The organism is Paraburkholderia polaris, assembly GCF_012927345.1.
Taxonomy (GTDB): domain Bacteria; phylum Pseudomonadota; class Gammaproteobacteria; order Burkholderiales; family Burkholderiaceae; genus Paraburkholderia; species Paraburkholderia polaris.
In genome coordinates, this window is sequence record NZ_JABBGJ010000028.1 from 72,394 (window position 1) to 99,232 (window position 26,839).

Sequence of the window (26,839 nt, forward strand, 5' to 3'; positions counted from 1 at the left end):
GCCGGCTGGGTGACCGGCTCAGATACGCAGCGCTGCTTCGTGCGCCTCGCTTCGCTTTGCGCATGAAACGCGAGGCGCACGCATGAACGTTCAATACAAGACGCTAGCGTCCGAGGCCGCCCATCATCATGTACTTCAGTTCGGTGTATTCATCGAGCCCGTACTTCGAGCCTTCGCGGCCGAGGCCCGATTGTTTGACACCGCCGAACGGCGCGACTTCAGTCGACAAAATGCCTTCGTTGATGCCGACCATGCCGCTCTCCAGTGCTTCCGCGACGCGCCATGCGCGGGCGAGGTCGCGCGTGTAGAAATACGCGGAGAGGCCGAATGGCGTGTCGTTGGCGGCGGCAATCGCTTCGTCTTCAGTCTTGAAGCGGAAGCATGCAGCCACCGGGCCGAAGGTCTCTTCCTCCGCTATCAACATCGACTTCGAGGCATCGACCAGTACGGTCGGCTCATAGAACGTGCCGCCGAGTGCGTGCGGTTTGCCGCCGGTGAGGATCTTCGCGCCTTTTTGCAACGCATCGGCCACGTGCGCCTCGACCTTCTTCAACGCCGCATGATTGATCAGCGGACCTTGCTCGACTTCGCCCTGCAGCGCATTACCGACGCGCATTTGACGCACGGCTTTGGTCAGCGCCAGGGTGAACGCGTCGTAGATACCCTCCTGCACGTAGAAGCGGTTCACGCACACACAGGTCTGCCCGGTGTTGCGGAACTTCGAGGCCATCGCCCCTTGCACGGCGGCGTCGATATCGGCGTCGTCGAAGACGATGAACGGCGCGTTGCCGCCAAGTTCCAGCGACAGCTTCTTCAGCGTATCCGCCGACTGCTTCGCGAGCAGCTTTCCCACGCGCGTCGATCCGGTGAATGAGAGCTTGCGCACCACATCCGATTCCGTCAGCGCGCCGCCGATCGCTACTGCGTCACCAGAGACGATGTTGAACACGCCCGATGGAATGCCAGCATTCTCCGCCAGCACAGCCAGCGCAAAAGCCGACAACGGCGTCTCTTCCGACGGCTTGAGCACCATCGTGCAACCTGCCGCGAGCGCCGGGCCGGCCTTGCGCGTGATCATCGCGAGCGGAAAGTTCCACGGCGTGATCGCCGCGACCACGCCGACCGGTTCGCGCGTGACGATGATCTTCGCGTTCAGGTTGGGGCTCGGGATCACGTCGCCATACGCGCGCTTGGCTTCCTCGGCAAACCATTCGAAGAAGCTCGCCGCGTAGCCGACCTCGCCGCGCGCTTCCGCCAACGGCTTGCCTTGTTCGAGGGTCAGCAGCTCGGCAAGCGCGTCGCGATTCTCCAGCATCAACTCGCCCCAGCGCTTCACGCGTGCGCCGCGCTCCTTTGCGGTCAACCTACGCCATGCCGGAAGGGCCCGCTCGGCGGCGGCAATGGCTTGCGTCGTTTCCGCTGCGCCGCCTTTGGCAACTTGAGCGATGACCTCGCCCGTCGCGGGATTCAGCACGGGATACGTGCTCGCGCTTTCGTACCACTCGCCACCAATGTAATGTCCGGTTCGGAGAAACTCGCTCATGCCGCCTTCTCCAGATTCTCGACGAACGTGCCTTGCGCAAGCCGCGCTTCGCGGGCGATGCGCTTACCGGCGGTGTAGTCGTTGATCAGATCGCACGGTGTGTAATTGCGTTCGAGTTCGAAGAGCTCGTCCGCACTGAGTTTCGTGCTGAGTGCCGCCAACGCGCTATCGAATTGCGCGGGCGTGTCCGCGCCGACCAGCATGCTCGCGACGCCGCCGTGATTGAGCACCCACGCTTGCGCGATCTGCGCCGCCGACACGCCACGCCGCGCCGCCACGCGCGCCACTGACGCAGCAATCTCGCGCGACGCCGTATCGCCGTACATTTGCGAGGTGAAGAAATCGGTCTGGTTGCGCGTCGACTGCGGATCGCAGGTCAGCAACCCGCGAGCTAACGGACTGAACACCGAGACGCCGACCCCCTGATCCTGGCAATACGGAATCATCTCGCGCTCCTCCTCGCGGTAAGCAAGGTTCAGTTGCAACTGCATGTTGATCGGCTTGTGCCACCCGTTGCGCTCGCAGACCTGCATGATCTTGGCGAACTGCCATGTGTACATCGTCGATACACCGATATAGCGAGCTTTGCCTGCGCGCACGATATCGTTGAGCGCGCCCATGGTTTCTTCGACCGGCGTATTCACGTCGAAAAAATGCAGCATGTAGATATCGACGTAATCCATACCAAGGCGCGTAAGCGACGCGTCGATGCCATCCATGATGTGCTTGCGCGAATGACCGCCGGCGTTCTGGTACGAGCCCATGTCGTAGCCGACCTTGGTCGTCACGACGATTTCCTCGCGGCGCGCGATGCGCTTCAGAATGCGGCCCACCACCACTTCACCCACACCCGTCGAATAGAAATCGGCAAGGTCGATGAAATTAACGCCTGCTTCCAGCGCGTGACGCACAATCGGCTTGCTCTGCGCTTCGTCGAAGATCCACGGTTTCCATTGCGGCGTGCCCATGTTCATCGTGCCGAGGCACAAACGCGAAACCTTCAGACCCGATTGGCCGAGGCGAATGTATTCCATAGTGCGTGTCTCCTTCCTGATCGCATCCAGTTACGTATGCGGCTGCGTCGGCCCCATGGCGCGCGAACCGCGTTACGGGTGATTAACGTTGTTTCGGGGTGTAGAACGGATTCGATACGTCGCGCGCGGCGGCGAACACTTCATTGCGATGCGGCAGGCCCTTCATCGCTGCGAGGATCGCGTTCTTGCACGCCAGGTAGTTGTTCTCGAAGACGGCGTCGAGATCGTCGGTGCCCGGGTTGACCCAGTTCGCCGACACCACCACCCAATCGTTTTCCGCTTCCGGCGGCAACGTGCCGTTCTCGAGCGACTCGGCCACCGCCTTGGCGATGCCAGCCTGCGAGGCGCCCCACGTTGCGTTGCCGTGGAAGTCGCTGCCGATCTGCGCCTTGTTCACGTACAGCGTCAACGGCTTGGTCGGCACGCCCGGCCTCGCGATCACGACGAACGGCGCGTGGCCCGCGGAGGGCGTCGCCAATGCGGTGGCGAAGGCCTGACCCGCGGGCCCATTGCGCGGGCCGACCAGTACATTGATGTGCGCGAGGTTGACGCCGGGGCCTTCGAATCCTTCGCCGATGAAGAGTTGTTTGTCCGTCGATACGCTCATGGTCTTTCCGTCGAGGGTGAGTGGATGACCGATTGTGCTGTCCGGTCTTCGCGACCATGTATCGATGAGTTTTGATGCGGGGTATGAGGCGAACTCATCTCCGGGTTTGCCCCCGGGCGCATGAAGCGCGCATATGAGGCGGTGCCTCAGGTGGCGTATGAGAGGCGCATTGGGTTGCGTATGAGGTGACGCATTTAGTGCGCGTACCACGTCGCGCACACGCGCACACTCAAAGGTGAGAGTTTTCGGGACCCGCGATTTCGAACCTCGAAGCGAGGCGAAAGGTGAACACAGCGGCGGCCGCTCACGCACCAGCGGTGCGAAGTTCGGCAACGGGGGAAGGTCGGCGGAAAAGACAGCGCGAGAACCGAACGACACTCTACGCGATGCTTCGCATAGCCTGGGAACGCCCGCCAGCAAAGGCTGGCGCGGGTTTCGAGCAAAGGGGTGCAGCCAGGAGGGACAGCAGAGGCAATCGCACCGCAAGGTGCGTCATCCGACAAAACCAGGCTCACCGAAACAACAAACCTTAGCGCCGGGCGCCTCGCGAAACCCAAGGCGCGCGTTGCAAGCTCACACGAAAGGTGAGCGTTTTCGGGACCCTCTCAGCGGTGCGAGAAAAACCCGACGCACCTTCACTTCAGAAAAATTCGGCACGTTGCGAGCGCAAGCGCCATGTAGGAAAGGACTTCAGCCTTCGATCAGAAAGCGCTCGCGATTCTTGCCCGCGAGCCAGCCAGGCGAGCGGCCACGACCGCTCCACGTCTCGCCGGTTTTCGGGTTGCGGTACTTGGCTACCGAAACCGTTTTGCGTCCCGTCGCACGCTTGCTCGTAAAACCCAGCTCCTCCGCGGTCAGGTCGTATTCAGCGATCTTCTGCTTGATCTCGGCGATCGCCTGCGCGATTTCCTTTTCGCGCGCCGCCGCGACTTCCTTGTGAAGCTTTTCGAGCTGGGCAGTCAACTGTTTGTACGAGGGCATGGCGGGTACTCCGATCGATTTGACGAACTGCAATGCGGACGCTCCGGAGGAAGTCCCCTTGGGGGGCACACTATCAGACGAATAAAGTGCCGGATAGAGCCGCGCGGGGAGCTCGCGCAGGGCCGGTTCGCGGAAGGCGGGCCGCGCAAAGGGCCACGCCGGCGGAGGATGGCCACGCAGGACGGCCCGAGAGCAACCGGCGATCAACGCTACCTGCTCAACGGCAGCAGCCAACGCACTCAATCGTCAATTGCATCGTACACGCGGCGCTCCACATAACCTTGCATGGCGTTCGTGAGCGCCGTCAGCCGGGTGGCTGAAAGTCCTGCAGGTTGCATGCTCCTCCTGATTCCTTAGGTGTTACGTTCCCTTATTTTTGAAGAAAACGTTACCCGATCAGACGGTACACGTCACCCTCCATCCCGCGGACGGTCACGCTTTCTTGCGCTCCTCCAATGCCGATAGGGCTGCATCAAGCCGTTTGACGCGGCTGGCCTGCGCCGGCACCAATGCCGCCTCGGACACCAAGGCGATTCGGTTGCGCCAGTAGGACAGTGGGATACGGTCTTCAGCGGAAAGATGCGAGATTACATGCTCAAGATGTTCGATATCTTTTTCGAGTTGATGGTGATTCATTTTGTCCCCGGACTTACTCATTGAACTCGTTTAAAAAGCATAAAACGTGCCGCAATTACGCCATCCACCTCACTCAAACGGAAAAACTTTCTTAAGCCGTTAATCTGGCCCGCCGTAACCCGGCAAAATCTGCGTATATGTTTATCTTCGAGTCGGCCAGATAACCATACTGCGAAGAATCTTCGCGTTCCGTTAGGTGCCGCACCGACTCGGCTTAGTGGAGAAACCGGGGCGCTTTGTTGTCGGCGCAAACGGTATGAGTAATAGTCCGGGAGCAGCGCGATAAATATTCAATGCGCATCATAACCGTTTAAGCAATGCGCATTAGAGGCAGATATTTATGACGGTCATATGTGTATTGCGTGACGCCAGATCACCGTATGACCGGATTTGGCCCGTTCAAAAAGCTTTGCGCTAAGAGGGACGCGCCCACCGTCATGCCGGGTAGCGGGATAAAGGAAGGAAATTAACGATCCCGTTATGCCAGCCATTGGCTGGCATAACGTCATTTCGCGCGGCAGGCGTAAATCAGACTGAGCGTGCCGTTGTCGCTGGACTGGCGCACGACGTCGAAAGCGCCGCCGCAAGCCGCGTTTGCCTGCTGCGAGCAGGAGTCGGAGCCTGCCGGACACTGAACCAGCGTAGTCGGGCGACCGTCCGATAGAAACAGCGGTGCGCTGCTGCTGCAGCCGCTCAGCATGGCGATTGCGGGAAGCGCCAGTGCGGCACAGGCCCGGAGCGCGAAAGAGGAGAGACTGCGTTTCATTTGAAACCCCGATCACATCTTGTTTTTCGATCCCGCGATTGTGCCACGCGGCAATTGCGCTGCGTCACTCGTCATCGCCGGACTTTGTCACACCTCGATGCCGTATGCCGCGATCTTCTTATAGAGCGTCGCGCGGCCCATGCCGATCTGCATGGCCGTCTCGATCACGCGACCGCCGTTGGCGCGCAAGGCATCGCCCAGATAGCGCTTTTCGAACGCGGCCATGGCGTCGCTCCACGAGGTCGCTTCGGATGCCCCTGAAGCCGCGTCTGAGGCCGCCCCTGAAGCCGCGTCTGTGACCGCGTCTGAAGTGTGCGCTTCCGAGACCATGGATACGTGCGGACGATGTCCGCCGTGTGCCGGACCGATGAACGGCGCCAGCGCACGCGCATCGATTCGCTCGCTGTCCGAGAGCATCACCGCCCGCTCCAGCGTGTTGCGCAGCTCGCGCACATTGCCGGGCCACCAATACGAACACAGCAGCCGCAAGGCATCGCCCTGCAATTCGAAGTGACTGGCGCCGCGCGCTTGCGCCGAGAGGTCCTCGAGCATGGCGTAGGCAAGCGCTTCGATATCGGACGAACGCTCGCGAAGTGCCGGCGCCTGGATCGTCAACACGTTCAGCCGATAGAACAGGTCCGCGCGGAAACGCCCCGCCGCGACCAGCGCCGGCAAATCGGCCGAGGTCGCAGCGATGATCCGCACGTCCGCGCGCACGATCCGGTTCGAGCCAAGCGGCTCGAACTCCTTGTCCTGCAGCACGCGCAACAGCTTGCCCTGCAAAGGCAGCGGCATGTCGCCGATCTCGTCGAGAAACAGCGTGCCGCCGTTCGCGAGTTCGAACTTGCCGACACGTCCCTTCCGGTCGGCGCCGGTATAGGCGCCGGGCGCGGCGCCGAAGAATTCGACCTCGAGCAAAGTGTCCGGAATCGCCGCGACGTTGACGGTCACGAGCGGCTGATTCGCCCGCGCCGACCCGCCGTGAATGGCATGCGCCAGCAGTTCCTTGCCCGTGCCGGTTTCTCCGAGCAACAGCACCGGTGACTCAAGTTGCGCGGCGCGGCGCGCCTGGCGCTTCACTTCGAGACTGGCCGCGCTCGTGCCGACGAAACTGCCGAACGTGTACTTCGCCCGCCTTGCCTGCGCGAGCGATTGACGCGTTGCGATCAACTCCTCCTGCACGCGTGAATAGTGGGAAAAAAGCGGCGTCAGCGCCTTCAGTTCATCGAACAACGCGAAACCCACCGCGCCGACCGTTTCGCCCGCATCGTCTTTCAACGGCAGCCGCGTCACGACAAGCGGCTCGCGGTCCGTTTCGAGGATGTCGAGCAGAATCGGTTTGCCGGTGTTGACGACCTCGCGCATCAGGCTGTTCGGAATCACCTCCTCGCAATCCCGGCCAATCGCCTGCTCCGGGTCCGAAAAACCGAAGCGCGCTGCATAGCGCTTGTTGATCCAGACGACGCGCGCTTCGGCGTCGACGATGAACGTGCCTTCGCTGAAGTTTTCGAACGTACGGAAAAGCGAATCCATCGCCCGGCGAAGTACGTCGCCGTAGGTGGCAGGAAGGCCCGCCCAGTCGTTCATCATGGTGTCGCTGTCTCCGGCTATCGTTTTATTTATGCATGTCTCATTTCGTAGACAAGCTTATCTCATCGACGAGATCGCCAGCAAGCGCATCACATAAGGGTTTGGCCTCGATTCAGCTATGTCCAGATGATTTTGCGTCCCGTTTTTGAGACGTTTGGGTACAATCGGCCGCATCACGTTTCGAAATTCGGCCTGTGAAATCAACGGTCAGGCCGCTACAACGCGCGTGGCATGGAACCTGCATTTGTCGACGCCGTGCCGTCGCATCAATCGAGATGGCGTACACGTAGAACAACCAAGCTTTGGAGACTCAATGTCCTTTGTCATCGTCCTCGCCGCGCTGGCGTTTCTGATGTTTGCCGCGTATCGCGGCTACAGCGTCATTCTATTCGCGCCGATCGCCGCCCTCGGCGCAGTGCTGCTGACCGATCCGGGCGCCGTCGCGCCGGTGTTCTCCGGGATCTTCATGGAGAAAATGGTCGGCTTCGTGAAGCTTTACTTCCCCGTTTTTCTGCTGGGCGCGGTGTTCGGTAAGGTCATCGAACTCTCCGGTTTCTCGGAGTCGATCGTGGCCGCGGCTATCCGCTACATTGGCCGCTCACGCGCCAATGCGGTGATCGTCGCGGTGTGCGCATTGCTCACCTATGGCGGCGTATCGCTGTTCGTGGTGGTGTTTGCCGTGTATCCGTTCGCCGCCGAGTTGTACCGCCAGAGCAATATTCCGAAACGCCTGATGCCTGGCGCGATCGCGCTCGGCGCGTTCTCGTTCACGATGGATTCGCTGCCGGGCACGCCGCAGATCCAGAACATCATCCCGACCACCTTCTTCAAGACGACGTCCTGGGCCGCACCCACGCTCGGCGTGATCGGCTCGCTGTTCATCATCGTGGTCGGCCTCACGTATCTGGAATGGCGCCGCCGCGCGGCGATGGCCACCGGCGAAGGCTACGGCACGGATCTCGTCAACGAGCCGGAGCGCGTCGAATCGAAGCAACTGCCGCATCCGCTGCTGGCGGTTGCGCCGCTGGTGCTGGTCGGCGTGGCGAACTTTCTGCTGACCCGCTGGATTCCGAACTGGTACGGCGCGTCGTACACCATCGCACCGGACATCCTGCCGGGCATCCATGCGCCGGTCACGACGACGATCAAAAGCGTCGTCGCGATCTGGGCCGTTGAAGGTGCACTGCTGCTCGGTATCGTGATGGTCGTGGTAACGGCGTTTGGCCGCGTGCGCGAGCGCTTCGCGGTCGGCACCAAGGCGGCGGTGGCGGGCGCGCTGCTGGCTTCGTTGAATACGGCGTCGGAGTATGGCTTCGGCGGCGTGATCGCGGCTTTGCCGGGCTTCCTGGTGGTCAGCGATGCGCTGAAGAGCATTCCAAACCCGCTCGTCAATGCCGCGGTTTCGGTGAGCTCGCTTGCGGGTATCACGGGTTCGGCATCGGGCGGTATGAGCATCGCGCTCGCGGCCATGTCCGACACCTTCATCAAGGGCGCGGAAGCGGCGCATATTCCGATGGAAGTGCTGCACCGGGTCGTCGCAATGGCGAGCGGCGGGATGGACACGCTGCCGCATAACGGCGCGGTGATCACGCTGCTGGCGGTGACGGGTTTGACGCACCGTCAGTCGTACCGCGATATCTTTGCCGTGACGGTGATCAAGACTATGGCGGTTTTCTTTGTGATCGCGGTTTATTACATGACCGGGCTGGTTTAAATTTGTCGCTCTGACAGACTGCTGATTCAAAGCCGGGCGCGCCGACACATCGGCGCGCCCAGCACATTCAAGCGCGACGCTTGCGCATCTCTTACCATTCCATTTCAATTTCACACTCGACTGCAGTGTGCTTGACCCCGGCGCATTCCGATGTTTTGATCTGGGCGCGTGACTATAGACGCGTGAAATAAAACACGTGAAATAGCGACCCAAACCCGGGGCATACAAATGATCAAGAAGGTCACGGCGCGCGGGCTTTTCGCCCTCGTCGCGCTCGTTGGTTACGCGGCGTCGGCGGGCGCGGATGAACGCGATCCGATTGCCGCCGATCTGCATGAAACCGTCGTTCAGGTCCCGATGACCGAGCACGGCTTGTTCGGCGAGCACACGCGCGATATTGTCGCCACCACCTATATGCCCGACGGCGCGGGTCCGTTTCCGCTGATCGTCCTGAGCCATGGCAATCCGCCGAACGCCCGCGATCGCTTCAAGGTCGGCCGCTACCGCAAGCTCGCGCAAATTCGCGAGTTTGTTCAGCTGGGCTTTGCGGTCATCGTTCCGATTCGACGCGGGTATGGCGCAACCGGTGGCTCGTTTGCGGAAAACACCGGTTCGTGTCAGAACCCGGACTTCGAAAGTGCCGGACGGGAAGCCGCTCAAGACGTGCTCGCCACCATTGCGTTTGCGGACACGCTGCCGCAAGTCGACCGCAACAACGTGATACTCGTTGGTCAGTCCGCCGGAGGGTTCGCTTCTCTAGCCGCGGCGAGTTATGCGCCCAAGGGGCTCGTTGCGGTGATCAACTTCTCCGGCGGCCGCGGCGGGGACCCAAGCCAGCATCCCGGCCAGCCCTGCTCACCGGAGCGGATGGCCGCGACCATGGCGCACTTCGCCGCGACCACACCGGTGCCCGTGCTGTGGCACTACGTCGAAAACGATCAGTATTTCGCGCCGGAGGTCGTCAAGACCTGGTTCAGTGCATTCCAGGCGGCAGGGGGGCATGGCGAACTCGTTGTCGAGCCACCGTTCGGCCGGGACGGCCACGGCATGTTCGCGGTGGACCGCGCGATTCCGATCTGGCTGCCGCATTTCGAGCAATTCGTCGCGCCGATTGTCCCACTGAAGCAAAGCGCTCCTGTGCCTTCCACGAATGCGGACGGTGCGGCCTCGTCGCCGTAGGCGCGACGCAGGCAGCGGTTGCCGCTGCACACGTCAATGCATCGACGCTTCATCCAGCCCGAAGCGATCGCATACCGCCTCATGCAGCGAGATTGCGCGTTCGTCCATTTCGGTCGTCCAACTTTCGCTGTTCTCGCATAGCCGCTGCAACTCGCGGCATTGCTGCGCGAACTGCCGCTCCTGCACCACGAGGAACGCGCCGCCGGCGCTATGCGCCCAACCGCGCAGCGCTTCCCGGTCTTCCTGCTCGACAATCGCCAGCAGCCTTGGCAGATCGTTCTGCAAGTGCTCTTTCAGCATGGCCGTGTAACGCGTCTTGTCGTCCGCGCTGAGCGTGTTGGCCGGATCAGCGGTAGCACCTGCCGGAGCCGAGGTTTCCGGAGCCACCGGCGCTGTTGCTGCCGCTACTGTTGATGGCGATGCCGATGCCGATGCCGAAGCCAGCGACCCCGCCGACGTCGCCGCGAGCAACGCCGCCTCCAACTCACCCAGCGACGCCGGCTTCGCGACATAGCCGGTAAAGCCGCGCTCGCGCCAGCCTTCCTGCTGCTGATTGTCGGTGACCGCGCTAAAGGCCAGCACCGGCAGGTCCGCGTCCGCTTTGCGCAACGCGGCGAGCAATCCGTAACCGTCCATGACCGGCATGTGGATATCGGTCAGCACGACCTCGAAGTGTCCCTGTTCGAATGCCGCCAGCGCCTGCCGCCCGTCGCCGGCGATCGTCGGCAGGCAGCCGAGCGCATCGAGCTGCTCCACGATCAGCGTCTGGATCAGCGGATTGTCTTCGGCGACCAGAACCGTCAGACCTTGCAACGCCGGATTCGCAGCCGGCGGCAGCGCCACGGCGGACTCGCCGGCGAGCGCCCCCGCACCGTCGGCAGCCACCCCGCCCTCGGCTGCCAGTTCGACTGCGGACAGGATCGCCGTGCGGCTGAATTCGGTGGCTTCGAGCACGCCATCGCCGCGCGCTGCGGGACGATGCGGCCCGGTGCGCGTGATCCACGCGGCGCCGACCGGCTGGACAGCGCGCAACCCGGCAATGGCGTCGAGACTGTACTCACCGGTGATCAGCATCGCCTGCGGCCGGTTCACGCGTAACCAGGCCTGCGCGCTACGCGTCGACATCACGGTGTGTGCCGACCAGCCCGCGCGCTGCAGCCAGCCGTCGAGCAGTTGTCCTGACTCACGCTCCTGACACAACACCAGCACGCTTCCACGGCGCGCCGGTTCGACGAACGGAACACGCAATTCATCAGGCGGCACCCCAAGCGGTATCGAAGCGCTGAACGCACTGCCCACCCCGAGCACGCTCTCGACGGAGATATGCCCACCCATCAACTCGCACAGCCGCGCGCAAATCGACAAACCCAAGCCGGTACCGCCGTAGCGGCTCGAGGTGCTGGCCTCGCCCTGCTCGAACGGATTGAAAATGCGCGCCACCAGCGCCTGATCCATGCCGATGCCCGAATCACAGACCCGGCAGATCAAAATCGGACGCCCTTGCAGATCGTCCTTCACTTCCGCATTCAACGTGATCTTGCCGCACGACGTGAATTTGAACGCATTGCTCAGCAGGTTGTTGACGATCTGCGCGATACGCGTGCGATCGCCACGCAGCACCTGGTCGAGTGTCGGCGACAAATGCGAATAGAAGCGGATCGCGCGATCCGCCGTCATCGGCGCATAGGAAAGCGCGATATTTTCGAAGTCGTCGATCGGCCGGAACGATTCGGTCATGAGCCTCATCTCGCCGGCGTCGATCTTCGAAAAGTCGAGAATGTCATTGACGATGCGGCGTAGCGCGTCGGCCGCCACACCCAGCGTGGCTAGCCGTTGCGTATGTGCTTCGAGCCCGGGCGTGCGCGCGAATAGTTCGAGGTTGCCAAGCAGCGCATTCAACGGCGTACGAATTTCGTGGCTCATCGAGGCGAAGAAATTCGAACGCGCCCGCATCATGATCTCGGAACTCTGCTGCGCGAGCCGCAGTTGCTGTTCGAGCGCATGCTGCGCGGTCACGTCGAGAATCGCGCAGAACAGCACGTCCTCGTCGGCGTAACGCGCGGCGGCGTAGGTGAACTGCAGGAACTGCGCGGGCGCCGCTTCGCCTTCGTCTGGCAGCGGTTGCGTTGCCGATTGCATGACGGGTTGCGATAAATGCGGCTGCGACGGAAAGGGTCGTGCGGGCGCGACAAAAGCGGCGACCTTCGCAAACGCCATTACCGACGGCTTGTCCGGCGCCTGCGCCGAGAACTCGCCGACGATGTGCGGCGGCAAGCGGTTGCTACCCGGTTCGATATGCAGCAATTCGCCGGCCAGCGCGTTGGCGGTGAGGATTGAAAAATCGCTTTGCCGAACGATGCATAAACCGATCGGCGTCGCGCTGACGAGAATGTGATTGATGGTTTCGCTTTCCAGCGCGCGCGTCGTTTCGGCGAACGTCTTCTGCAACAGACGCAGTCCCCATAGACGCGCGGTTAGCGCGATGGCGCCTAGTACGAGCAGCGCAAGGCCGGCGAGCATCGCCAGCTGCCAGCGTAGTGCGCCGACTAACGCCCGCCACGGCAGATAACCCACCAGCGAGCCGAAGTCCGACATGAGCGGCTCGACCAGCACGGCGCCATCGCGCGTGTAGCGATACCCGTCAGCGGGCATGTTTGTGACGGTGTTCCGCAGCATTTGCAACGTGCCCGCGTCGACCGGCGGCGACGACACGATCACGCGACGGTCTGGCTTCATGAGCAGCAACGTTCCCTCGGCCGCCGGCCGGGTGAAATAGTCGGGCAGCGTGCTGACAGGGATGCTAGTTGTGATGAGCGTGACTGGCGTGTCGCCGGAATAGTAGGCGCTCACGGCGGTGATCACCGGTACGCCTTGCAGCGGTTCGCGAGAGGGGCCGAGCCAGATACGCTCGCCTTTACCTGGCACGCGCTTGCCGGTTTGAGCCTGCAATTGGCTCTCGATTGCGTCGCGCAGCGTGCCGATCGTTGCCGGTTGCAGCAACAGCGCATCGGTGCCGGATGCGGCGCCCGGTGCGTCGACTGGGGGAAGCATGACCGCGTAGTCTTCGTTCAGTCCGATCAGCATCGCGCGTTGGCGCAGCGCGAAGGCCTGCTCGGTTGCCAGCGTCGACACCCCGGTCTGGTACAGACGCCAGAGTTTCGTTTTCAGCTGCGGCCCCCACGCAGCCCGAGTCGCGTCGCCGACCAGCAGATCGATATGCGCGCCGCCCCTCTCCGCAAGGCTGCGTGCCGCACCCGTTTTCTGGACCGATTCCTCCATGCCCTCGGGCAGCGGCAGCTTGCCTTCGAATGCGTCGTAGTAAGCGAGTGTCAGCTCCGCACGCCGCAAAAACGCCTGCTCGCGATGCAGCAACGCTGTGATATCGGCGGCATTCCGCGTGGCGAACGCGCGCCGGTAGTCCAGTTGCTTGGACGCGGCGAGGACCGCCAGCAGAAGCGTGAATATCACCACGATCAGCATCAACGATCCGATCGTCGCAAGGTACAAGCGCCGTTGATGCTTCGCGCTTTGCGCGAGCGAAGCGAACGCGTGGGCCAGTGACTCCTGAGTACGGTCGAGGATCTTCTGCATCGGCTCGCTTGAGTAGCGGATTCGCGCAGGCAGACCGCTGCGGGTGTCGGGGCGACGAAATGCGTCTGCAGGCCTTGTCCGGCGCAGTGTAACGCTTTTGAAGGCGCGGCGAAACGCATCCGGCACCGTTTTCCACGGCCATTCGGCGCGCATGAAACAACCCTGTATTAACGGCTCAGCGCGTCATAAACCTGAGTGGTTTACCAGGAAACCCTAAATCCTGCGGGGTTAATGCCGTTATTGCTTGCATAGATGTAAGGACCGTGCGGACACGCGTCCGCACCTGCAAGGAAAGCCATGCGCAACAACCAGCCTGTCACCGGGCACGAGTACGAATTCCCTTCTTCACAGATGCTTGTTTCCGCGACCGACCTGACCGGCCGCATCCAGTATTGCAACCCGGCCTTCATCGCCGTCTCGGGCTACACACGCGAAGAGCTGATCGGCCAGCCCAGCCGCTGCGGCAGGTACCCTCGCTTAATGCAGCGCCGGCTCCGGCGCATAACGCAGCGCCCGAATTCAGGCGCGACGCTGCGCACGAAATTGCGCACGAAGTCGAGCAGGAAGAATTGACATTGATCTGATAGATCGGCGTTACTACTACCTCGACAGCCCAGAATTGACGCATCACGATGCAAACGTCAGCGCCCAAATAGTTGCAAGGGCAGCCTGACCCGAGTAACAACGGCGTTTAGCAGCCCGTCCCTTCAAGGACGGGCTATTTTTTTGCCGCCCGGCGCTCTCATTGCGCCCGCCCCTAGCCGAAGCGCGCGTCAGCACCGTGACAGCCGGGGAGAAGGGATGCACCGCCACGGGGCACGAAAAATGCAGCCGTCGTTATGGGGAGTCGCGTTAAACTGGTTGTCACAGCCGGGCGTCACGGCTCGCGCTGGCCGGCGCGTCTCGCCAGCTATTGGCCAATACAGCGCAGCGCGGCGCCCGGCAAGCAGACAGGTGGACGGGCAGATTCCCCAGGGTGTGAATGCGGCGCGACAGACGGCGCGCCAGCCTGCCCGTACAATGGTTCGATCAACAACGGAACAAGGACAACTTCGATGCGCACTACCGGGTCCTCCGGGTCAATGGCCCTGCTCACCGAATACGACGACGCAACGGCGCGCGAACTCCGCTCGCTGCGCCTCGAATCGACAGAAGACGGCAAAGGCATTCTTCTGATCGAGGTCGATGAGCGCAAGCCAGGCATTCACCGCGAAGTGCGCTACGAAATCACGCCTGCCGAACTGATTGCGGCGATTCGCGCGCATGGCGCGGAGTTGCCGGGCGAACAGCACAATCATCGTCAGTAAAAGCTGCGGCGCACGGCATCGCGCTCACGCGCGAATGCCTTACGCCGTCGCTGTATCGCCAGCTTGGATTCTCGTAATGCAGAACGTTCTACGGATGACCGTAAGAGGTTATTCGACCGCTCGCTTGTCGCGTAAGCTTGTATCCGTTTCGCTTTGTTTCATTCGCGCTTCTAATCCGCGCCTTTAATTCATCCGGCACACCGCAGCCGCGCTTTTAACACTCGAATAACGGGCCGCTTTTCCGGGCGTTTGCACGTCTTGAAAATGCGTCCATAATCCTTACATTCTCCGTTGCTTTCCCTACCTGCGCCGCGCTCGAAAGGGCCGCGGATGTAAGCCGATGCTACATGATCTCGTCGAGCAATATGGACCGGCGCTCGTCTTCGTCAACGTGCTGGCCGCCTCGCTCGGGCTGCCGGTGCCGGCGATGCCGTCGCTCGTGCTGTTTGGGGCGATGGCGGCCATGCATCCCGGCTCGGTGGGCACGCAACTGATGCCGGTCCTTGTGTTGTCGATCTTCGCCACGCTGATCGGCGACAGCGCCTGGTATCTCGCCGGCCGTATGTACGGCGGCAACACGCTCAAAACGATCTGCCGTCTTTCCCTGTCACGCGACACCTGTGTAAAAAAGACCGAACGCTTTTTCGGCCGCTGGGGCGTGCGCGTGCTGGCAGTCGCGAAGTTCGTGCCGGGCTTGTCGATCGTGTCGATTCCGATGGCCGGCGCGATGGGCACGCGCTACCGCACGTTTCTCACTTACGACAGCATCGGCGCCGCCTTGTGGTCGGGTACCGGCTTGATCATCGGTGCGCTGTTCGCCCGGCAGATCGACATACTGTTCGCCATGGCCGGACGCCTCGGCCGCACGGCCGCGATGGTGGCCGTCGCGTTGTTGCTGCTGTATGCGGCCTATCGCTGGATTCGCCGGCGCCAGCTGATTTCCAAGCTCGCGACCCAGCGAATGGAAATCGAGGAGCTGGCGGCGCTGGTCGCGGCCGGCAAAACGCCAGTATTGTTCGATATCCGCTCGCAGGAAAAGCGCGCGCTCGACCCGTTCGTGATTCCGGGCTCGCAATTCGCTGACGAGCGGCAGCTCGACGAAATCGTCGCGACGTACCCGCACGATCAGAAGGTAGTGATTTACTGTTCGTGCCCAAATGAAATATCCGCGGCATGGATGGCCAAACAGATGAACGAAGCCGGCTTCGCCGACGTGCTGCCGTTACGCGGCGGCATGGAAGCCTGGCGCGACTCGGGCAAAGCGGTGGACGCGCTGCCCGGCATGCCGCCGCCCGACGTGGCGGTCGACGATATCGCGCCCAAGGCCGTGTAGCGCAGCAGCGCATTCACATCGGCGCCCTCGCGCGCCCGCGCCGCTTCGCCCCCCGTGTCGATCAATCAGGACGAACACAGAAGGAGCGGTTCAATGCTGTCGACTCAAGAAGCAGAAGGGCAACAAGCCGTCGTCGCCGACGCGCCGTTTTCGTCGCTGGCGACGCGCATGCATCAGATGTTCCCCGAACTCACGTGCGCAGAAATCGATCGTCTGCGCCGGTTCGGCGAAGTGGGCCACTGGGAAGCCGGTGAGCTGCTGTTCGAGACCGGCCACACTGGTCCAGGCATGTTCGTGCTGTTGAATGGGCGCGTGAAAATTTATCAGCGCGACGGCATCGGGCGCGAAGTCGTGATTGCAGAACATGGCGCCGGGCATTTTCTCGCCGAAGTCGGTCAGTTGTCCGGACGGCCCGCGCTGGTCAACGGCCTGGCCGTTGACCAGGTCGACGCCTTGCTGATTCCGCCGGACAAGCTGCGCGCGCTGATCGTCGCCGAGGCCGAACTGGGCGAGCGCATCATGCGCGCGCTGATTCTGCGCCGCGTGTCGCTGATCGAAAAGGGCGCGGGTGGCCCGATCCTGATCGGCAACAGCGGCGACGCGCGGCTCGTGATGTTGCAAGGCTTCCTGTCGCGCAACGGTCATCCTCACTCGGTCATCGACGAACGCGACGAAGACGCGCTGCGTCTGATCGAGCAATTCGCCGCGCAGAAAGAAGACATGCCGCTGGTGATCTGCCCGGACGGCTCGGTGCTGCGTCATCCGAGCATGCCGGAACTCGCCACCTGCCTCGGCTTGCTGCCCGATCTCGACGATTCGCATGTGTACGACGTCGCGATCGTCGGCGCGGGACCGGCCGGCCTCGCCACTGCCGTGTACGCGGCGTCCGAAGGACTCTCGGTCATCGTGCTCGACAGCCGCGCGCCGGGCGGCCAGGCGGGCGCCAGTTCACGGATCGAAAACTATCTCGGCTTTCCCACCGGCATCTCCGGTCAGGCACTGGCGGGCCGCGCGTTCGTGCAGGCGCAGAAATTCGGCGCGCACGTCGCGATTCCGGTCCATGTGAAGGCGCTGAATTGCGCGGAGTCGCCGTATCGGCTGGAACTCAAGTGCGGCGGCCAGATCACCTCCCGCGCGATTGTGATCGCGAGCGGCGCGGTCTATCGGCGCCCGGCGCTCGAAGGGCTCGACCGCTTCGATGGGCGTGGCGTCTACTATTGGGCGTCGCCGGTCGAGGCGAAGCTGTGCAAGCGCCAGGAAATCGTGCTCGTGGGCGGCGGCAATTCGGCGGGCCAGGCGATCGTCTATCTGGCGACGCACGCGGCCAAGGTCCATGTGCTGATCCGCCGAAGCGGCTTTGAAGCCACCATGTCGCGCTATCTGATCGACCGGATCCGCTCGCTGCCGAATGTGTTCGTGCATCCGAATTCGGAAGTTGGCCGGCTCGAGGCGGACGAAATCGGGCTGGCGTCCGTCTCGTTGAAGAAGCCGTTGCCGGATGGCACCGCAAGCTTCGATACACGGCATCTGTTCCTTTTCACCGGCGCGGATCCGAATACCGACTGGCTGCGCACCTGCGGCGTGGAGCTGGACGACAAGGGCTTCGTGCTGACCGGCACCGGCGTGGACGGCGCATCCGTGTGCGATCTCGCTACGACTGTCGAGGGCGTGTATGCGATCGGCGACGCGCGCGCCGGGTCGACGAAACGCGTCGCGGCGGCGGTTGGAGAAGGCGCGGCGGTGGTCGCGCAAATCCATCAGATGCTGGCGGTGTCGGCGGGAGAAGCGGTGGCTTTGGGCGCGTGAGCGCCTCGTTCGAATACGCCGCCGGCATAACAACGCCCGGACGCCCTTCACGCCGCCCGGCCGCCGGGTATCGCGAGCGCCCCCTGACCATGGCCGCCACCGCGGCTGGGATAAGCACCAAAGGCGCGCCTGGTGATGTCCGTTCGGCTGAGTTGCTGAGGTGCTGAGCCATTGTCAGTGCGTCCGCTTCGGCTTCCACGGTGCCGGCTCCGGTCATCCTCCATGCCGATTCGTCTGCCGTATTCGCGCTACAGTAGCGGCTGCTGATCCAGGCTGGACCTCGCGTCCGCTCCCATCGCAGTCAATTAACCCAGACTCGTGACCCAAGCCCGTGACCGACGCCCGCGTGAAGACGCTTCCGCTATCCGCCGCGCGCACCCTGCATCTGGCCGCGCAAGGTTTGTTGACGCCGCCACGCCGCAAAGCCGTTAAAGCCGACGTGCTCGACGCCATCCGCCGCATGGCGCAATTGCAGATCGACACGATCCACGTCGTCGCGCGCAGTCCGTATCTCGTGCTATTCAGCCGGCTCGGCGCGTATCCGCAGCAATGGCTCGACGAGCATCTCGCCGAAGGCAAGCTATTCGAATACTGGTCGCATGAAGCCTGTTTCGTCCCGACCGAAGACTACGGCCTGCTGCGCCACCGCATGCTCGACCCGAGCGGCATGGGCTGGAAATACGCCGCCGAGTGGCACAAGAAGCATCGCAAAGACATCGACAAACTGCTCGCGCATATCCGTGCGACGGGCTCCGTGCGTTCAGCGGACTTCGCCCGCGAAGCGGGCAAGGGCAACGGCTGGTGGGACTGGAAGCCGGAGAAGCGCCACCTTGAAGTGCTGTTCGCAATCGGGCAACTGATGGTGGCCGAGCGGCGCAATTTTCATCGTGTCTACGATCTGACCGAGCGCGTGTTACCGGACTGGGACGACGCGCGCGACCTGCCGCCGCGAGAAACCGTCACCGAGGAAACGTTGCGCCGGACCTGCCGCGCGCTCGGCGTCGTGCGCGCCGATTGGGTCGCCGATTACTACCGGCTGCCGCGCCGTCCCTATCGCGACGAACTGCGAGCGCTCGCCGATCAGGGCGAGCTGATCCCGGTGCAAGTGGAAGGCTGGAAGCAGGACACCTTCGTCCATTGTGAATTCGCGCCGATGATCGACGACGCAGCGACCGGCAAGCTCGCTTCGACCGTCACCACGGTACTGTCGCCATTCGATCCGGTGGTGTGGGACCGCAAGCGCGCCGCCGCGCTCTTCGACTTCGACTATGCGATCGAATGCTATACACCGGCTGCCAAGCGCAAATACGGCTACTTCGTGTTGCCGCTTTTGAGCCGGGGGCGCCTGGTGGGTCGCGTGGACGCGAAAGCGCATCGGACCAACGGTGTATTCGAACTGAAATCGCTGCACATCGAACCCGGCGTGCGACTCAGCGCGCGGCTTGCAGGCGATCTGCGCCGCGCTCTGCAGCGCTGTGCGGACTGGCACGGCACACCGCAACTGGAAATCGCGTCCGCGCCGCCGGAATGGCTTGAGGCGTTGAACGTAGACAGCAGGATGGAAGCTTAACCGCGCGGCACAAGACGCGGTCTTAATGCAGCGCCGCCCACGCGAGCGACAAGGAAAACACGCCCAGCACAATCGACGCGCCGCGCTGCATCTTCACCGGATTCAGCCAGGTGAGTTTGCCGCTGCCAAGCGCCGCGCCGAACGCGATCCACGCAAGCGCGATCGGCACCAGCAGGCAAGCGAATATCAGCATCGCCATGGCATATGCGGGAACAAGCGCGAACGCAACGGCGGGAAAGATTGTGCCGGCGAACAACAAGCCTTTCGGGTTGAGCAGCGTCGCCACGAATAGCGTTCGCAGGCCGCTCGCCCGCTGCGTCGAATCGGGCAAGGCCACCGCCGCACGCCACATATCGACGGCGAGATACGCGATGTACACGCCAGCCGCCACGCGTAGCAGCGACGGCAACCACGGCAACGCGTGCGCGGCTTGCGCGAGAAAATGTCCCCACACTGAAATCGACACGAGATAGCCGGCCAGTTCGGCGGCGATCAGCGGCAACGAACGCCTCACGCCCTGGCGCAAACCGGCCGCCGCAAGCAGCGTATTGGTCGGACCCGGCGTAATCAGTACGACGATAATGCCGACAGCCAGCAACGCGATAGCAGACCAGGAAAGCATAAAAAAGGCGCAATGTTAGAAGCAATGCGCCTTTTTATCACAGAGAACCGCGCTGCCGACATGCGGCAGCGATTGCGATGCGAACCACGCCGCCCGCAGGCGGCGCACCACTGTCTTCAGTGGTCGAGCCTCGCTCGCAATTCGCGAGCTGCTTCCAGCAGCCCCTCATAACCCGAACGCGCGTGTTCCGGCAGATCGGGATCGCCGACGAATGCGCCGAGCGTTTCGATCAGGCTATACAGAATGCCCTTTGCGGCACCCGAAGCAATGCTGCCGGACGATACCTGCTGATCCACGTGACTGAGCGCTGCATCCAGGTGTTCCAGGTCGGGCCGGTCGCCTGCGGGCGGCTTAGGCGTTATGTCTTGCGTCATGATTAAACTTCTCTCCTATGTCGATCCGGAGTTAGCGCTTTAGCGCTTACTCCGGACCCATGCATCAGCGGTCGATCCGGAGTTGGCGCTTTAGCTGTCGACCAGAGTTAGCGCTTTAGCGCTTACTTTGGTCCCATGCAAAGCACTTACTCCGGTCCCATGCATCCGTGAACAAAGCCATCCTTTCACGTTGTTATATACCGAACGTGCGCTGCCGTCTATTCGTGATCGGACCCAGCGCGATCCACGCGAGCGGTTCTTCGTCGCATGCGCGTTATTTGCCTTTAAGCCTCACGCGATAGGCACATCGCCGCGCGCCTGCAAGCACATGCTCCTCGCGCTCAATCGAACCTTCATCACCGACGATCTCCGCGAACAGTTGCAACTCCGTGCGGCAAAAACCCTGGCAGGTGCGCGCCGCCGCGCAAATCGGACAGTGGTTCTCGAGCAGCATCCAGTCGCGCCCGTCTTTGCGCAACTCGGCCATATAGCCTTCGGCGCTGCGAAGCTCGGCGAGCCTGGTGAGCCGCGCCTTGAGACCCTTGATCGGCTTGAGCACCGCGAGATAGTTCGCGCGCGTTTCTATTGCACGCTGATCGATCAATTTGTCGAGCCCCTCTTCGCCGAAGAGCTGGCGAATCGAGCCGAGCAATTGCACGGTCAATTGCGGATGCGTGTCCGGAAAGCGTGCATTGCCCGCTTCCGTCAAACCCCAGCTTTGACTCGGCCGCCCCGGGCCCGCCTGTGACACCTGGTGCCCTTCGATCAGGCCGCCTGTCAGCAGCTTCTGGATCTGCTGACGCGCGGCTTCGACCGTGATGCCGAGTTCGCCCGCGATCGACGCCGTCGACGAAGGCCCCTGCGTCTTCAACAGATTCAGGATGCGATCCACCGGCGCAGCAGTCGACACGGCTTGCGCGAACGCCGGTGAATTTTCCAAGCTTTCATTTGCATATCTCATCGGAGCACATTATTATCCAAGCCAATACTTGCATAATAAGCCAGCCTTGCATGGCTGTCCATGACATGAAAAATATGCAATCGGATGTGCCGGCCTGGAGCGATCTGCTCAGCGGCAGTAACGGCTGGCGGGCGTTGGGCCTTGCGGGCGGCGTCGCGCTGCATGCCACCAACGTGTATGTGGCGACGACAATTCTGCCGTCGGTCGTGCATGACATCGGCGGCCTCGAACTGTATGCGTGGAATACCACGCTGTTCGTGGTCGCGTCGATTCTCGGCTCGGTGTTGTCGGTGCGCCTGCTCGCGGTGCTCGGCGCGCGCTCCGCGTACTTCAGCGCGCTGGCGGTGTTCGCGCTGGGCACCGTGGTGTGCGCGACTGCACCGTCGATGCCATGGATGCTCGCCGGCCGCACGCTGCAAGGTCTCGGCGGCGGCATTCTGCTCGCCCTCAGTTACGCGCTGATTCGCGTGGTGTTCGAAGAACGCCTGTGGCCGCGCGCGATGGGGCTGGTGTCGGGCATGTGGGGCGTTGCGACGTTATGCGGGCCGGCGGTCGGTGGCATCTTCGCGCAACTCGGCGATTGGCGGCTGGCGTTCTGGGTGTTGCTGCCGGTCGTACTGCTGCTCGCCGTGATCGTGCATCGCGAGGTCGACGACAAACGCGCCCACGGTGAAGCGGCTCAGCCGATTCCGTTGCTCAAGGTCAGTTTGCTCGGCGCTTCAGTCCTGGTGATTTCGCTCGCCGCATTAACCGAAGACATGCGCTGGAACGCACTCGGTGTCATCGCCGGCCTCGGTTTCGTGTGGCTGCTCGCCAGACTCGAACGCAGTCGCACCACTACGCGCCTGCTGCCGAGCGGCTCGTTCTCGATTCGCACGCGGATCGGCAGCATCTACGCCTGTATGAGCCTGCTCGGCATTGGCGTGACCAGTGAAATTTTTGTGCCGTATTTCTTGCAGACGATCCACGGACGTTCGCCGCTGGCCGCCGGTTATCTGACCGCATTAATGGCGGCCGGCTGGTCGGTCGGCTCGATGTTCAGCGCCGGCCGCTCCGCCACCGCCGCGCGACGCTTGAGCAGCGCCGGTCCGGTAGTCGCGGCGCTTGGACTCGCCACGCTCGCATGGCTGATGCCGGTGGCAGGTTTGTTTGACGGCTTGCCCGGCACGGTCGCATTGTGCATGGCGCTCACGAGTGTCGGGCTGGGTGTCGGGATCGGCTGGCCGCATCTGCTCACTCGTGTGTTTACCGCCGCGCAGCCGGGCGAGGAGAACCTCGCGTCACTCTCGATCACCACCATTCAACTGTTCGCGATGGCGTTCGGCTCGGCGCTCGCGGGCCTCGTCGCGAACGGCGCCGGTCTTACGACGCTCGCCCCGCTGCCCGGCGCGCAACACACCGCGCTGTGGCTGTTTGCGACGTTCGCTGTCGCCCCCCTGCTCGCAGCCGGGCTGACCCGCCACAACCCGCGCCTTACCGGAGAAGCATCGTGATAGACCGAGTCCAAGCCATGCGGATCTTCGTGCGAATCGTCGATGCCAGCAGCTTCACGCGCGCCGCCGAGTCGCTCGAGATTCCGCGCGCCACCGCGTCGACCACCGTGCAGGCGCTCGAGTCCCTGCTCGGCGTGCAATTGCTGGTGCGCACGACGCGCAAGGTCACGCTGACCGCGGAAGGCGCCGCCTACTACGAACGCTGTGCGCAGATTCTCGCCGCAATCGAAGAAGTCGAATCGGGCCTGTTCAACCGTCCGGAGAATCTGCGCGGCCGCTTGCGCATCGCCATGCCGGGCATGATCGCCGCGTCGATCGTGGTGCCCGCCCTGGCCTCGTTCCGTGCGCTGCATCCGCATGTCGAGCTGGCGCTCGGCGTGAGTCAGCGCACGCTCGATCCGGTCGGCGAAAGCGTCGATTGCAGCATCGAGCTTGGCGAGTTGCCCGATTCCCGGCTGCTCGCGCGCCGCCTCGGGTTGCTCGAACGCGTCACCTGCGCGAGCCCCGCATATCTCACGCGGTTCGGCGAACCGCGTCACCTGGACGATCTCTCGAATCACGTCGCGGTGAACTGGCTGTCGACGCAAACTGGCCGGCGCGTGGACTTCGACTTCAGCGTGGCGGCGCGGGCGAGCAAGGTGAAAGTGGACAGCTTTATTCAGGTTAACGAAGAACACACGTATCTCGCGTGCGGGCTCGAAGGGCTGGGGCTGATTCAACCTGGGCGCGCCGCCGCCGCGCCGTATCTTGCATCCGGACAGCTGATCGAGGTCCTGCCGAAGTGCAAGCCGACGCCGGTTGCCCTCTCGGTCACGTATGTGAAAAGCCGGCAGATTTCGCCGCGCGTGCGTGCCTTTGTCGACTGGCTCGTCGAGGTGTTCGACAACGCGCCGGGAATGGTTAAGCCAGCGCCGTCGCTGGCCGATCCGCCGGCCTGGCCGGTGCTCGATGCGCAGCGGCTACTCGATTCTTTCTCGCCGTCTCTCTGATGCGCACCGGTTCGCATTGACGTAGATGGAGCGGGCCGCGAGGCGTGCTCGTCTGACGCTCGCGCTGGTGGCGAGCGGCATGTTCATGGCCGTGCTCGACACCACCATCGTCAACGTCGCCCTGCCCGCGATGCGGGTTAGCCTGGGCGCGTCCGCGGGCGGTCATCTGCATGCGCTAGTGACACGGGTGTCATTCTTCCGGCGGCGCTGCGCGCGCCGAAGCGTACTTCTTAAAACCGTCCGATAGCTTTTTTGGCGCATGCGGTCTGTCCGGCGCAGCACTCGCAGTTGCGCGCTTCGCGCTTTTCTCGCTCCCGGAAAAGCTCACCGGTGGTGTCTTTTGTTCATTTTTTGCTCCCGGAAAGACTCACCTTTAACGCTGTCGGTGCAGGCGCGATCGTTCAGGACATCACCATTCGTTGAACCCCTCTCCTCAAGCATCCTCACGGGCTCCGGCACACGCCTCGTTCACTCGCCTTTAAACGCCGGTGGCCGCCTCTCTGAAAACGCCGCCAGTCCCTCGCTGAAATCCTCGCTCTCGCACGCCTGCCTGCGCAGTTCAGCAATCTGTTCCATCGCCTGCACAGGCATCGGCTGCAAGTCTTCAAGTATCCGTAGTTGTTCCTTCACGGCCTGGATCGCCAAGGGGGCTTTGCCTGCGATTCCGCGCGCCAGTTCCAGAGCCGTCGCTTCAAGCTTGTCGCTGTCGACCAGGCGGTTGATCACGCCGAAACGCTCCGCACGCGCTGCATCGAGCGGCTGTGCGCTGAAGAACATCTCCTTCAATACGTGAATCGGCACATTGTTGAAAAAACGCAGCAGACCGCTCGTCGTATAAGGCAAACCAATGTTCGCCGGGGTCATCGCGAAGCGCGCGCTGCCGTCCGCAACAACGAGGTCGCAACTCATCGCCAGATCGACCGCGCCGCCCCACGCGGAGCCAGACACCATCGCGATCACCACGCCCGGGTAAGCACGCACGCGACGCAACACCTGCTCCAACGGCTTGCCGTAGGCAATCGGGTCACGGTCATGCACCAACTCTCCAAGGTCATGGCCCGCGCTCCAAACGTCCTGCCCGACGCCGCTGCCAAGTATCACGACCGGTATACGCCGTGCAGCAAGCTCGCAAAGGTGGAAGTCGAGCGCTTGCAACAATTCCGCGCTGAGGGCGTTCCTGCGCGTAGGATGACTGAACGTCAAGCGTGCGATCCGTTCATCCACGATATCGACCGTTACCGTAAACAGCGATGTGTTCGGTGTGTTCATTGTGTGACCTCTGCAGCGTGTTCCAAAGTTTGCGGCGTATTTATCGCGCGCCTCCCGCAGCCTTGTTCCAAGACTTGCGTCGGGCTCATCGCGCGGCTCCCACAGCATGCTCCAAGCTTTTTCGACCCGCTCACTGCGTAACTCCAGCCGCGCGTTCCAAGACCGTCTCCGGCGGCAGATACTCGCCCTGTTGATGCACCGCTTTGGCAGCAAGCAGCGCTTCTATCGAGACCTCATCGAAACCCGCCTCGCGCAACACATCGACAGTATGTTCGCCAAGGCCCGGCGGCGCATGCCGGCTAATGTGACGCGAAGAATCGCCCGTCACTGCTGAACTCGACGCCGGCGTCACCACCTGGCGCAGCGCGCCAAGCGTCGGATGCTCAACCGTTTCGACCAAGCGGCAATGCTGCACCTGCGGATCGGCGAACACTTCGTCTAACGTATTGATCGGGCCGGCGGGCAGTCCCACGCCAATGAACAACTCTGTCCACTCCCGTTTGCTGCGCGTCTTCAAGCGCGCTTCCAACGCAGCCTTCAATTCATCACGATGCGCAACGCGGGCTTCGTTGGTCGCGAAGCGCGGATCGTCCGGCAACGCCGGCAAATCGAGCAATTGGCACAAGCGCAGCCACATGTCCGACGTGATCGGCGCGATGTTGAGCGGGCCGTCGGCGGTTTCGAACACGCCATAAGGGGCGATCACCGAGTGTGCGTTGCCCGTACGGCACGGAATATCGCCAAGACTCAGGTAGCGCTGTCCATGCACGCTCAGCAGCCCCACCAGACTCGCCAGCAACGACGTGCTCACATGCTGGCCACGCCCGGTTCGCTCGCGCTCCAATAACGCGGACAGTATCGCCATCGCGAGCCACATGCCCGAACTCAGATCGCCGATCGCGGTTCCGGTGCGCGTGGGGTCGCCATCGGCGAAACCGGTCAAGCTCATCAAACCGGAATAACCCTGCGCGATCTGGTCGAAGCCCGGCCAGCCGCTCATCGGACCATCGGCGCCGAACGCGTTGATGCTGCCCATCACCAGCCGCGGATTGCGCGCGCTGAGGACGTCGTAGCCGAGCCCCATGCTGTCGATGGTGCCGGGCTTGAAGTTCTCGATCACCACATCGGCATCGTCGATCAGCCGGTGGATCGCGGCCAGTCCTTCCGGGTTGCGAAAGTCGATGCACACACCGCGCTTGTTGCGGTTGCAGGATAGATAGTAGGTACTCACGCCCCGGTCGAACGGCCCCCAGGTGCGGCTCATGTCGCCGCCCGGGCCCGGCTCGACCTTGATGACGTCCGCGCCGAGATCGGCCAGCACCATCGAGCAGAACGGCCCCGACAGCGCACGGCTCAGTTCGACGACTTTGATTCCTTGTAACGCTTGCATTCAGTTCTCCAGCGAATTGATGACGGTTGCGGATAGCCCGAGCGATGCGCGTGCGCTATGCCCGCAACGTCTGAGGATCGGTAC

General features: G+C 62.7%; 21 protein-coding genes and 1 pseudogene. 9 read left to right on the forward strand and 13 right to left on the reverse strand.

Annotation, left to right across the window (positions count from 1 at the left end; genetic code table 11):
* Window positions 1-103: 103 nt before the first annotated feature.
* From HHL24_RS24975 to HHL24_RS25005, 7 genes are all read right to left on the reverse strand, one after another.
* Window positions 104-1,543 carry an NAD-dependent succinate-semialdehyde dehydrogenase gene (locus HHL24_RS24975; protein ID WP_169488030.1) on the reverse strand — a complete coding sequence of 480 codons (1,440 nt, stop codon included), beginning with the start codon at window positions 1,541-1,543 and terminating at the stop codon, window positions 104-106.
* On the reverse strand, window positions 1,540-2,577 hold the full coding sequence (locus HHL24_RS24980) for an aldo/keto reductase (RefSeq protein ID WP_169488031.1): 1,038 nt from the start codon (window positions 2,575-2,577) through the stop codon (window positions 1,540-1,542). Before HHL24_RS24980 ends, HHL24_RS24975 begins: the two co-directional genes overlap by 4 nt.
* Window positions 2,578-2,659: 82 nt before the next feature.
* A complete protein-coding gene (fae, locus tag HHL24_RS24985) occupies window positions 2,660-3,184 on the reverse strand; it encodes a formaldehyde-activating enzyme (RefSeq protein ID WP_169488032.1) in 525 nt (174 codons plus the stop codon).
* A 690-nt stretch (window positions 3,185-3,874) separates the two neighbouring features.
* A complete protein-coding gene (locus HHL24_RS24990) occupies window positions 3,875-4,165 on the reverse strand; it encodes an H-NS histone family protein (protein ID WP_169488033.1) in 291 nt (96 codons plus the stop codon).
* A gap of 432 nt (window positions 4,166-4,597) precedes the next feature.
* Window positions 4,598-4,801 carry a hypothetical protein gene (locus tag HHL24_RS24995; protein WP_169488034.1) on the reverse strand — a complete coding sequence of 68 codons (204 nt, stop codon included), beginning with the start codon at window positions 4,799-4,801 and terminating at the stop codon, window positions 4,598-4,600.
* A gap of 505 nt (window positions 4,802-5,306) precedes the next feature.
* Window positions 5,307-5,567, reverse strand: a complete 261-nt coding sequence (locus HHL24_RS25000) for a hypothetical protein (protein WP_169488035.1) — start codon at window positions 5,565-5,567, stop codon at window positions 5,307-5,309.
* 87 nt (window positions 5,568-5,654) lie between these two features.
* Window positions 5,655-7,157, reverse strand: a complete 1,503-nt coding sequence (locus HHL24_RS25005) for a sigma-54 interaction domain-containing protein (RefSeq protein WP_169488036.1) — start codon at window positions 7,155-7,157, stop codon at window positions 5,655-5,657.
* Window positions 7,158-7,470: 313 nt separating this feature from the next.
* On the opposite strand from HHL24_RS25005, the gene HHL24_RS25010 reads away from it, so the two are divergent.
* Together HHL24_RS25010 and HHL24_RS25015 are read left to right on the forward strand one after the other, a co-directional pair.
* Window positions 7,471-8,871, forward strand: coding sequence for a GntP family permease (locus tag HHL24_RS25010; protein WP_169488037.1), 1,401 nt, complete (start codon window positions 7,471-7,473; stop codon window positions 8,869-8,871).
* 228 nt (window positions 8,872-9,099) lie between these two features.
* A complete protein-coding gene (locus tag HHL24_RS25015) occupies window positions 9,100-10,050 on the forward strand; it encodes an alpha/beta hydrolase family protein (RefSeq protein ID WP_169488038.1) in 951 nt (316 codons plus the stop codon).
* Between the two features lie 33 nt (window positions 10,051-10,083).
* Here HHL24_RS25015 and HHL24_RS25020 read toward each other — a convergent pair whose 3' ends face one another.
* Window positions 10,084-13,641 carry an ATP-binding protein gene (locus tag HHL24_RS25020; RefSeq protein ID WP_169488039.1) on the reverse strand — a complete coding sequence of 1,186 codons (3,558 nt, stop codon included), beginning with the start codon at window positions 13,639-13,641 and terminating at the stop codon, window positions 10,084-10,086.
* A 297-nt stretch (window positions 13,642-13,938) separates the two neighbouring features.
* Between HHL24_RS25020 and HHL24_RS45115 the strand changes: the two are divergent.
* The 5 genes and pseudogenes from HHL24_RS45115 to HHL24_RS25045 form a co-directional block, all read left to right on the forward strand.
* Window positions 13,939-14,115, forward strand: a pseudogene (locus HHL24_RS45115) (PAS domain S-box protein); the annotation flags it as partial.
* A gap of 581 nt (window positions 14,116-14,696) precedes the next feature.
* On the forward strand, window positions 14,697-14,948 hold the full coding sequence (locus HHL24_RS25030) for a hypothetical protein (protein WP_007178686.1): 252 nt from the start codon (window positions 14,697-14,699) through the stop codon (window positions 14,946-14,948).
* A gap of 340 nt (window positions 14,949-15,288) precedes the next feature.
* Window positions 15,289-16,281 carry a DedA family protein/thiosulfate sulfurtransferase GlpE gene (locus HHL24_RS25035; RefSeq protein WP_169488040.1) on the forward strand — a complete coding sequence of 331 codons (993 nt, stop codon included), beginning with the start codon at window positions 15,289-15,291 and terminating at the stop codon, window positions 16,279-16,281.
* A gap of 93 nt (window positions 16,282-16,374) precedes the next feature.
* Window positions 16,375-18,087 carry an FAD-dependent oxidoreductase gene (locus HHL24_RS25040; RefSeq protein ID WP_169488041.1) on the forward strand — a complete coding sequence of 571 codons (1,713 nt, stop codon included), beginning with the start codon at window positions 16,375-16,377 and terminating at the stop codon, window positions 18,085-18,087.
* Between the two features lie 346 nt (window positions 18,088-18,433).
* Entirely contained in the window at window positions 18,434-19,657 is a 1,224-nt protein-coding gene (locus HHL24_RS25045) for a winged helix-turn-helix domain-containing protein (RefSeq protein WP_169488042.1), read from the forward strand.
* Between the two features lie 22 nt (window positions 19,658-19,679).
* Here the strand turns inward: HHL24_RS25045 and HHL24_RS25050 are convergent, their stop codons facing one another.
* From HHL24_RS25050 to HHL24_RS25060, 3 genes are all read right to left on the reverse strand, one after another.
* The gene (locus tag HHL24_RS25050; RefSeq protein ID WP_169488043.1) at window positions 19,680-20,279 is read right to left on the reverse strand and encodes a LysE family translocator; all 600 of its coding nucleotides are present in this window, start codon (window positions 20,277-20,279) and stop codon (window positions 19,680-19,682) included.
* 116 nt (window positions 20,280-20,395) lie between these two features.
* Window positions 20,396-20,653, reverse strand: a complete 258-nt coding sequence (locus HHL24_RS25055) for a hypothetical protein (protein ID WP_169488044.1) — start codon at window positions 20,651-20,653, stop codon at window positions 20,396-20,398.
* 274 nt (window positions 20,654-20,927) lie between these two features.
* Window positions 20,928-21,614: a helix-turn-helix transcriptional regulator gene (locus tag HHL24_RS25060; RefSeq protein ID WP_206003003.1), complete on the reverse strand. Its 687-nt coding sequence runs from the start codon at window positions 21,612-21,614 to the stop codon at window positions 20,928-20,930.
* 65 nt (window positions 21,615-21,679) lie between these two features.
* On the opposite strand from HHL24_RS25060, the gene HHL24_RS25065 reads away from it, so the two are divergent.
* Together HHL24_RS25065 and HHL24_RS25070 are read left to right on the forward strand one after the other, a co-directional pair.
* Complete coding sequence (locus HHL24_RS25065) at window positions 21,680-23,107, forward strand: MFS transporter (protein ID WP_230417558.1); 1,428 nt, start codon at window positions 21,680-21,682, stop codon at window positions 23,105-23,107.
* Window positions 23,104-24,096 (forward strand): LysR family transcriptional regulator, encoded by a 993-nt coding sequence (locus HHL24_RS25070; protein WP_169488046.1) that lies wholly within the window; start codon window positions 23,104-23,106, stop codon window positions 24,094-24,096. Before HHL24_RS25065 ends, HHL24_RS25070 begins: the two co-directional genes overlap by 4 nt.
* A 468-nt stretch (window positions 24,097-24,564) precedes the next feature.
* Here the strand turns inward: HHL24_RS25070 and scpB are convergent, their stop codons facing one another.
* Both scpB and HHL24_RS25080 read right to left on the reverse strand, forming a co-directional pair.
* Complete coding sequence (scpB, locus tag HHL24_RS25075) at window positions 24,565-25,365, reverse strand: methylmalonyl-CoA decarboxylase (RefSeq protein ID WP_169488047.1); 801 nt, start codon at window positions 25,363-25,365, stop codon at window positions 24,565-24,567.
* Between the two features lie 130 nt (window positions 25,366-25,495).
* The gene (locus tag HHL24_RS25080) at window positions 25,496-26,755 is read right to left on the reverse strand and encodes a CaiB/BaiF CoA transferase family protein (protein WP_169488048.1); all 1,260 of its coding nucleotides are present in this window, start codon (window positions 26,753-26,755) and stop codon (window positions 25,496-25,498) included.
* Between the last annotated feature and the right edge of the window lie 84 nt (window positions 26,756-26,839).

Excerpts from the sequence above, each read along its gene's own strand:
- HHL24_RS24975 (WP_169488030.1), bottom strand. The coding sequence starts at position 1,543 with ATGAGCGAGTTTCTCCGAACCGGACATTACATTGGTGGCGAGTGGTAC.
- HHL24_RS24980 (WP_169488031.1), bottom strand. The coding sequence starts at position 2,577 with ATGGAATACATTCGCCTCGGCCAATCGGGTCTGAAGGTTTCGCGTTTG.
- fae (WP_169488032.1), bottom strand. The coding sequence starts at position 3,184 with ATGAGCGTATCGACGGACAAACAACTCTTCATCGGCGAAGGATTCGAA.
- HHL24_RS24990 (WP_169488033.1), bottom strand. The coding sequence starts at position 4,165 with ATGCCCTCGTACAAACAGTTGACTGCCCAGCTCGAAAAGCTTCACAAG.
- HHL24_RS24995 (WP_169488034.1), bottom strand. The coding sequence starts at position 4,801 with ATGAATCACCATCAACTCGAAAAAGATATCGAACATCTTGAGCATGTA.
- HHL24_RS25000 (WP_169488035.1), bottom strand. The coding sequence starts at position 5,567 with ATGAAACGCAGTCTCTCCTCTTTCGCGCTCCGGGCCTGTGCCGCACTG.
- HHL24_RS25005 (WP_169488036.1), bottom strand. The coding sequence starts at position 7,157 with ATGATGAACGACTGGGCGGGCCTTCCTGCCACCTACGGCGACGTACTT.
- HHL24_RS25010 (WP_169488037.1), top strand. The coding sequence starts at position 7,471 with ATGTCCTTTGTCATCGTCCTCGCCGCGCTGGCGTTTCTGATGTTTGCC.
- HHL24_RS25015 (WP_169488038.1), top strand. The coding sequence starts at position 9,100 with ATGATCAAGAAGGTCACGGCGCGCGGGCTTTTCGCCCTCGTCGCGCTC.
- HHL24_RS25020 (WP_169488039.1), bottom strand. The coding sequence starts at position 13,641 with ATGCAGAAGATCCTCGACCGTACTCAGGAGTCACTGGCCCACGCGTTC.
- HHL24_RS25030 (WP_007178686.1), top strand. The coding sequence starts at position 14,697 with ATGCGCACTACCGGGTCCTCCGGGTCAATGGCCCTGCTCACCGAATAC.
- HHL24_RS25035 (WP_169488040.1), top strand. The coding sequence starts at position 15,289 with ATGCTACATGATCTCGTCGAGCAATATGGACCGGCGCTCGTCTTCGTC.
- HHL24_RS25040 (WP_169488041.1), top strand. The coding sequence starts at position 16,375 with ATGCTGTCGACTCAAGAAGCAGAAGGGCAACAAGCCGTCGTCGCCGAC.
- HHL24_RS25050 (WP_169488043.1), bottom strand. The coding sequence starts at position 20,279 with ATGCTTTCCTGGTCTGCTATCGCGTTGCTGGCTGTCGGCATTATCGTC.
- HHL24_RS25055 (WP_169488044.1), bottom strand. The coding sequence starts at position 20,653 with ATGACGCAAGACATAACGCCTAAGCCGCCCGCAGGCGACCGGCCCGAC.
- HHL24_RS25060 (WP_206003003.1), bottom strand. The coding sequence starts at position 21,614 with ATGAGATATGCAAATGAAAGCTTGGAAAATTCACCGGCGTTCGCGCAA.
- HHL24_RS25065 (WP_230417558.1), top strand. The coding sequence starts at position 21,680 with ATGAAAAATATGCAATCGGATGTGCCGGCCTGGAGCGATCTGCTCAGC.
- scpB (WP_169488047.1), bottom strand. The coding sequence starts at position 25,365 with ATGAACACACCGAACACATCGCTGTTTACGGTAACGGTCGATATCGTG.
- HHL24_RS25080 (WP_169488048.1), bottom strand. The coding sequence starts at position 26,755 with ATGCAAGCGTTACAAGGAATCAAAGTCGTCGAACTGAGCCGTGCGCTG.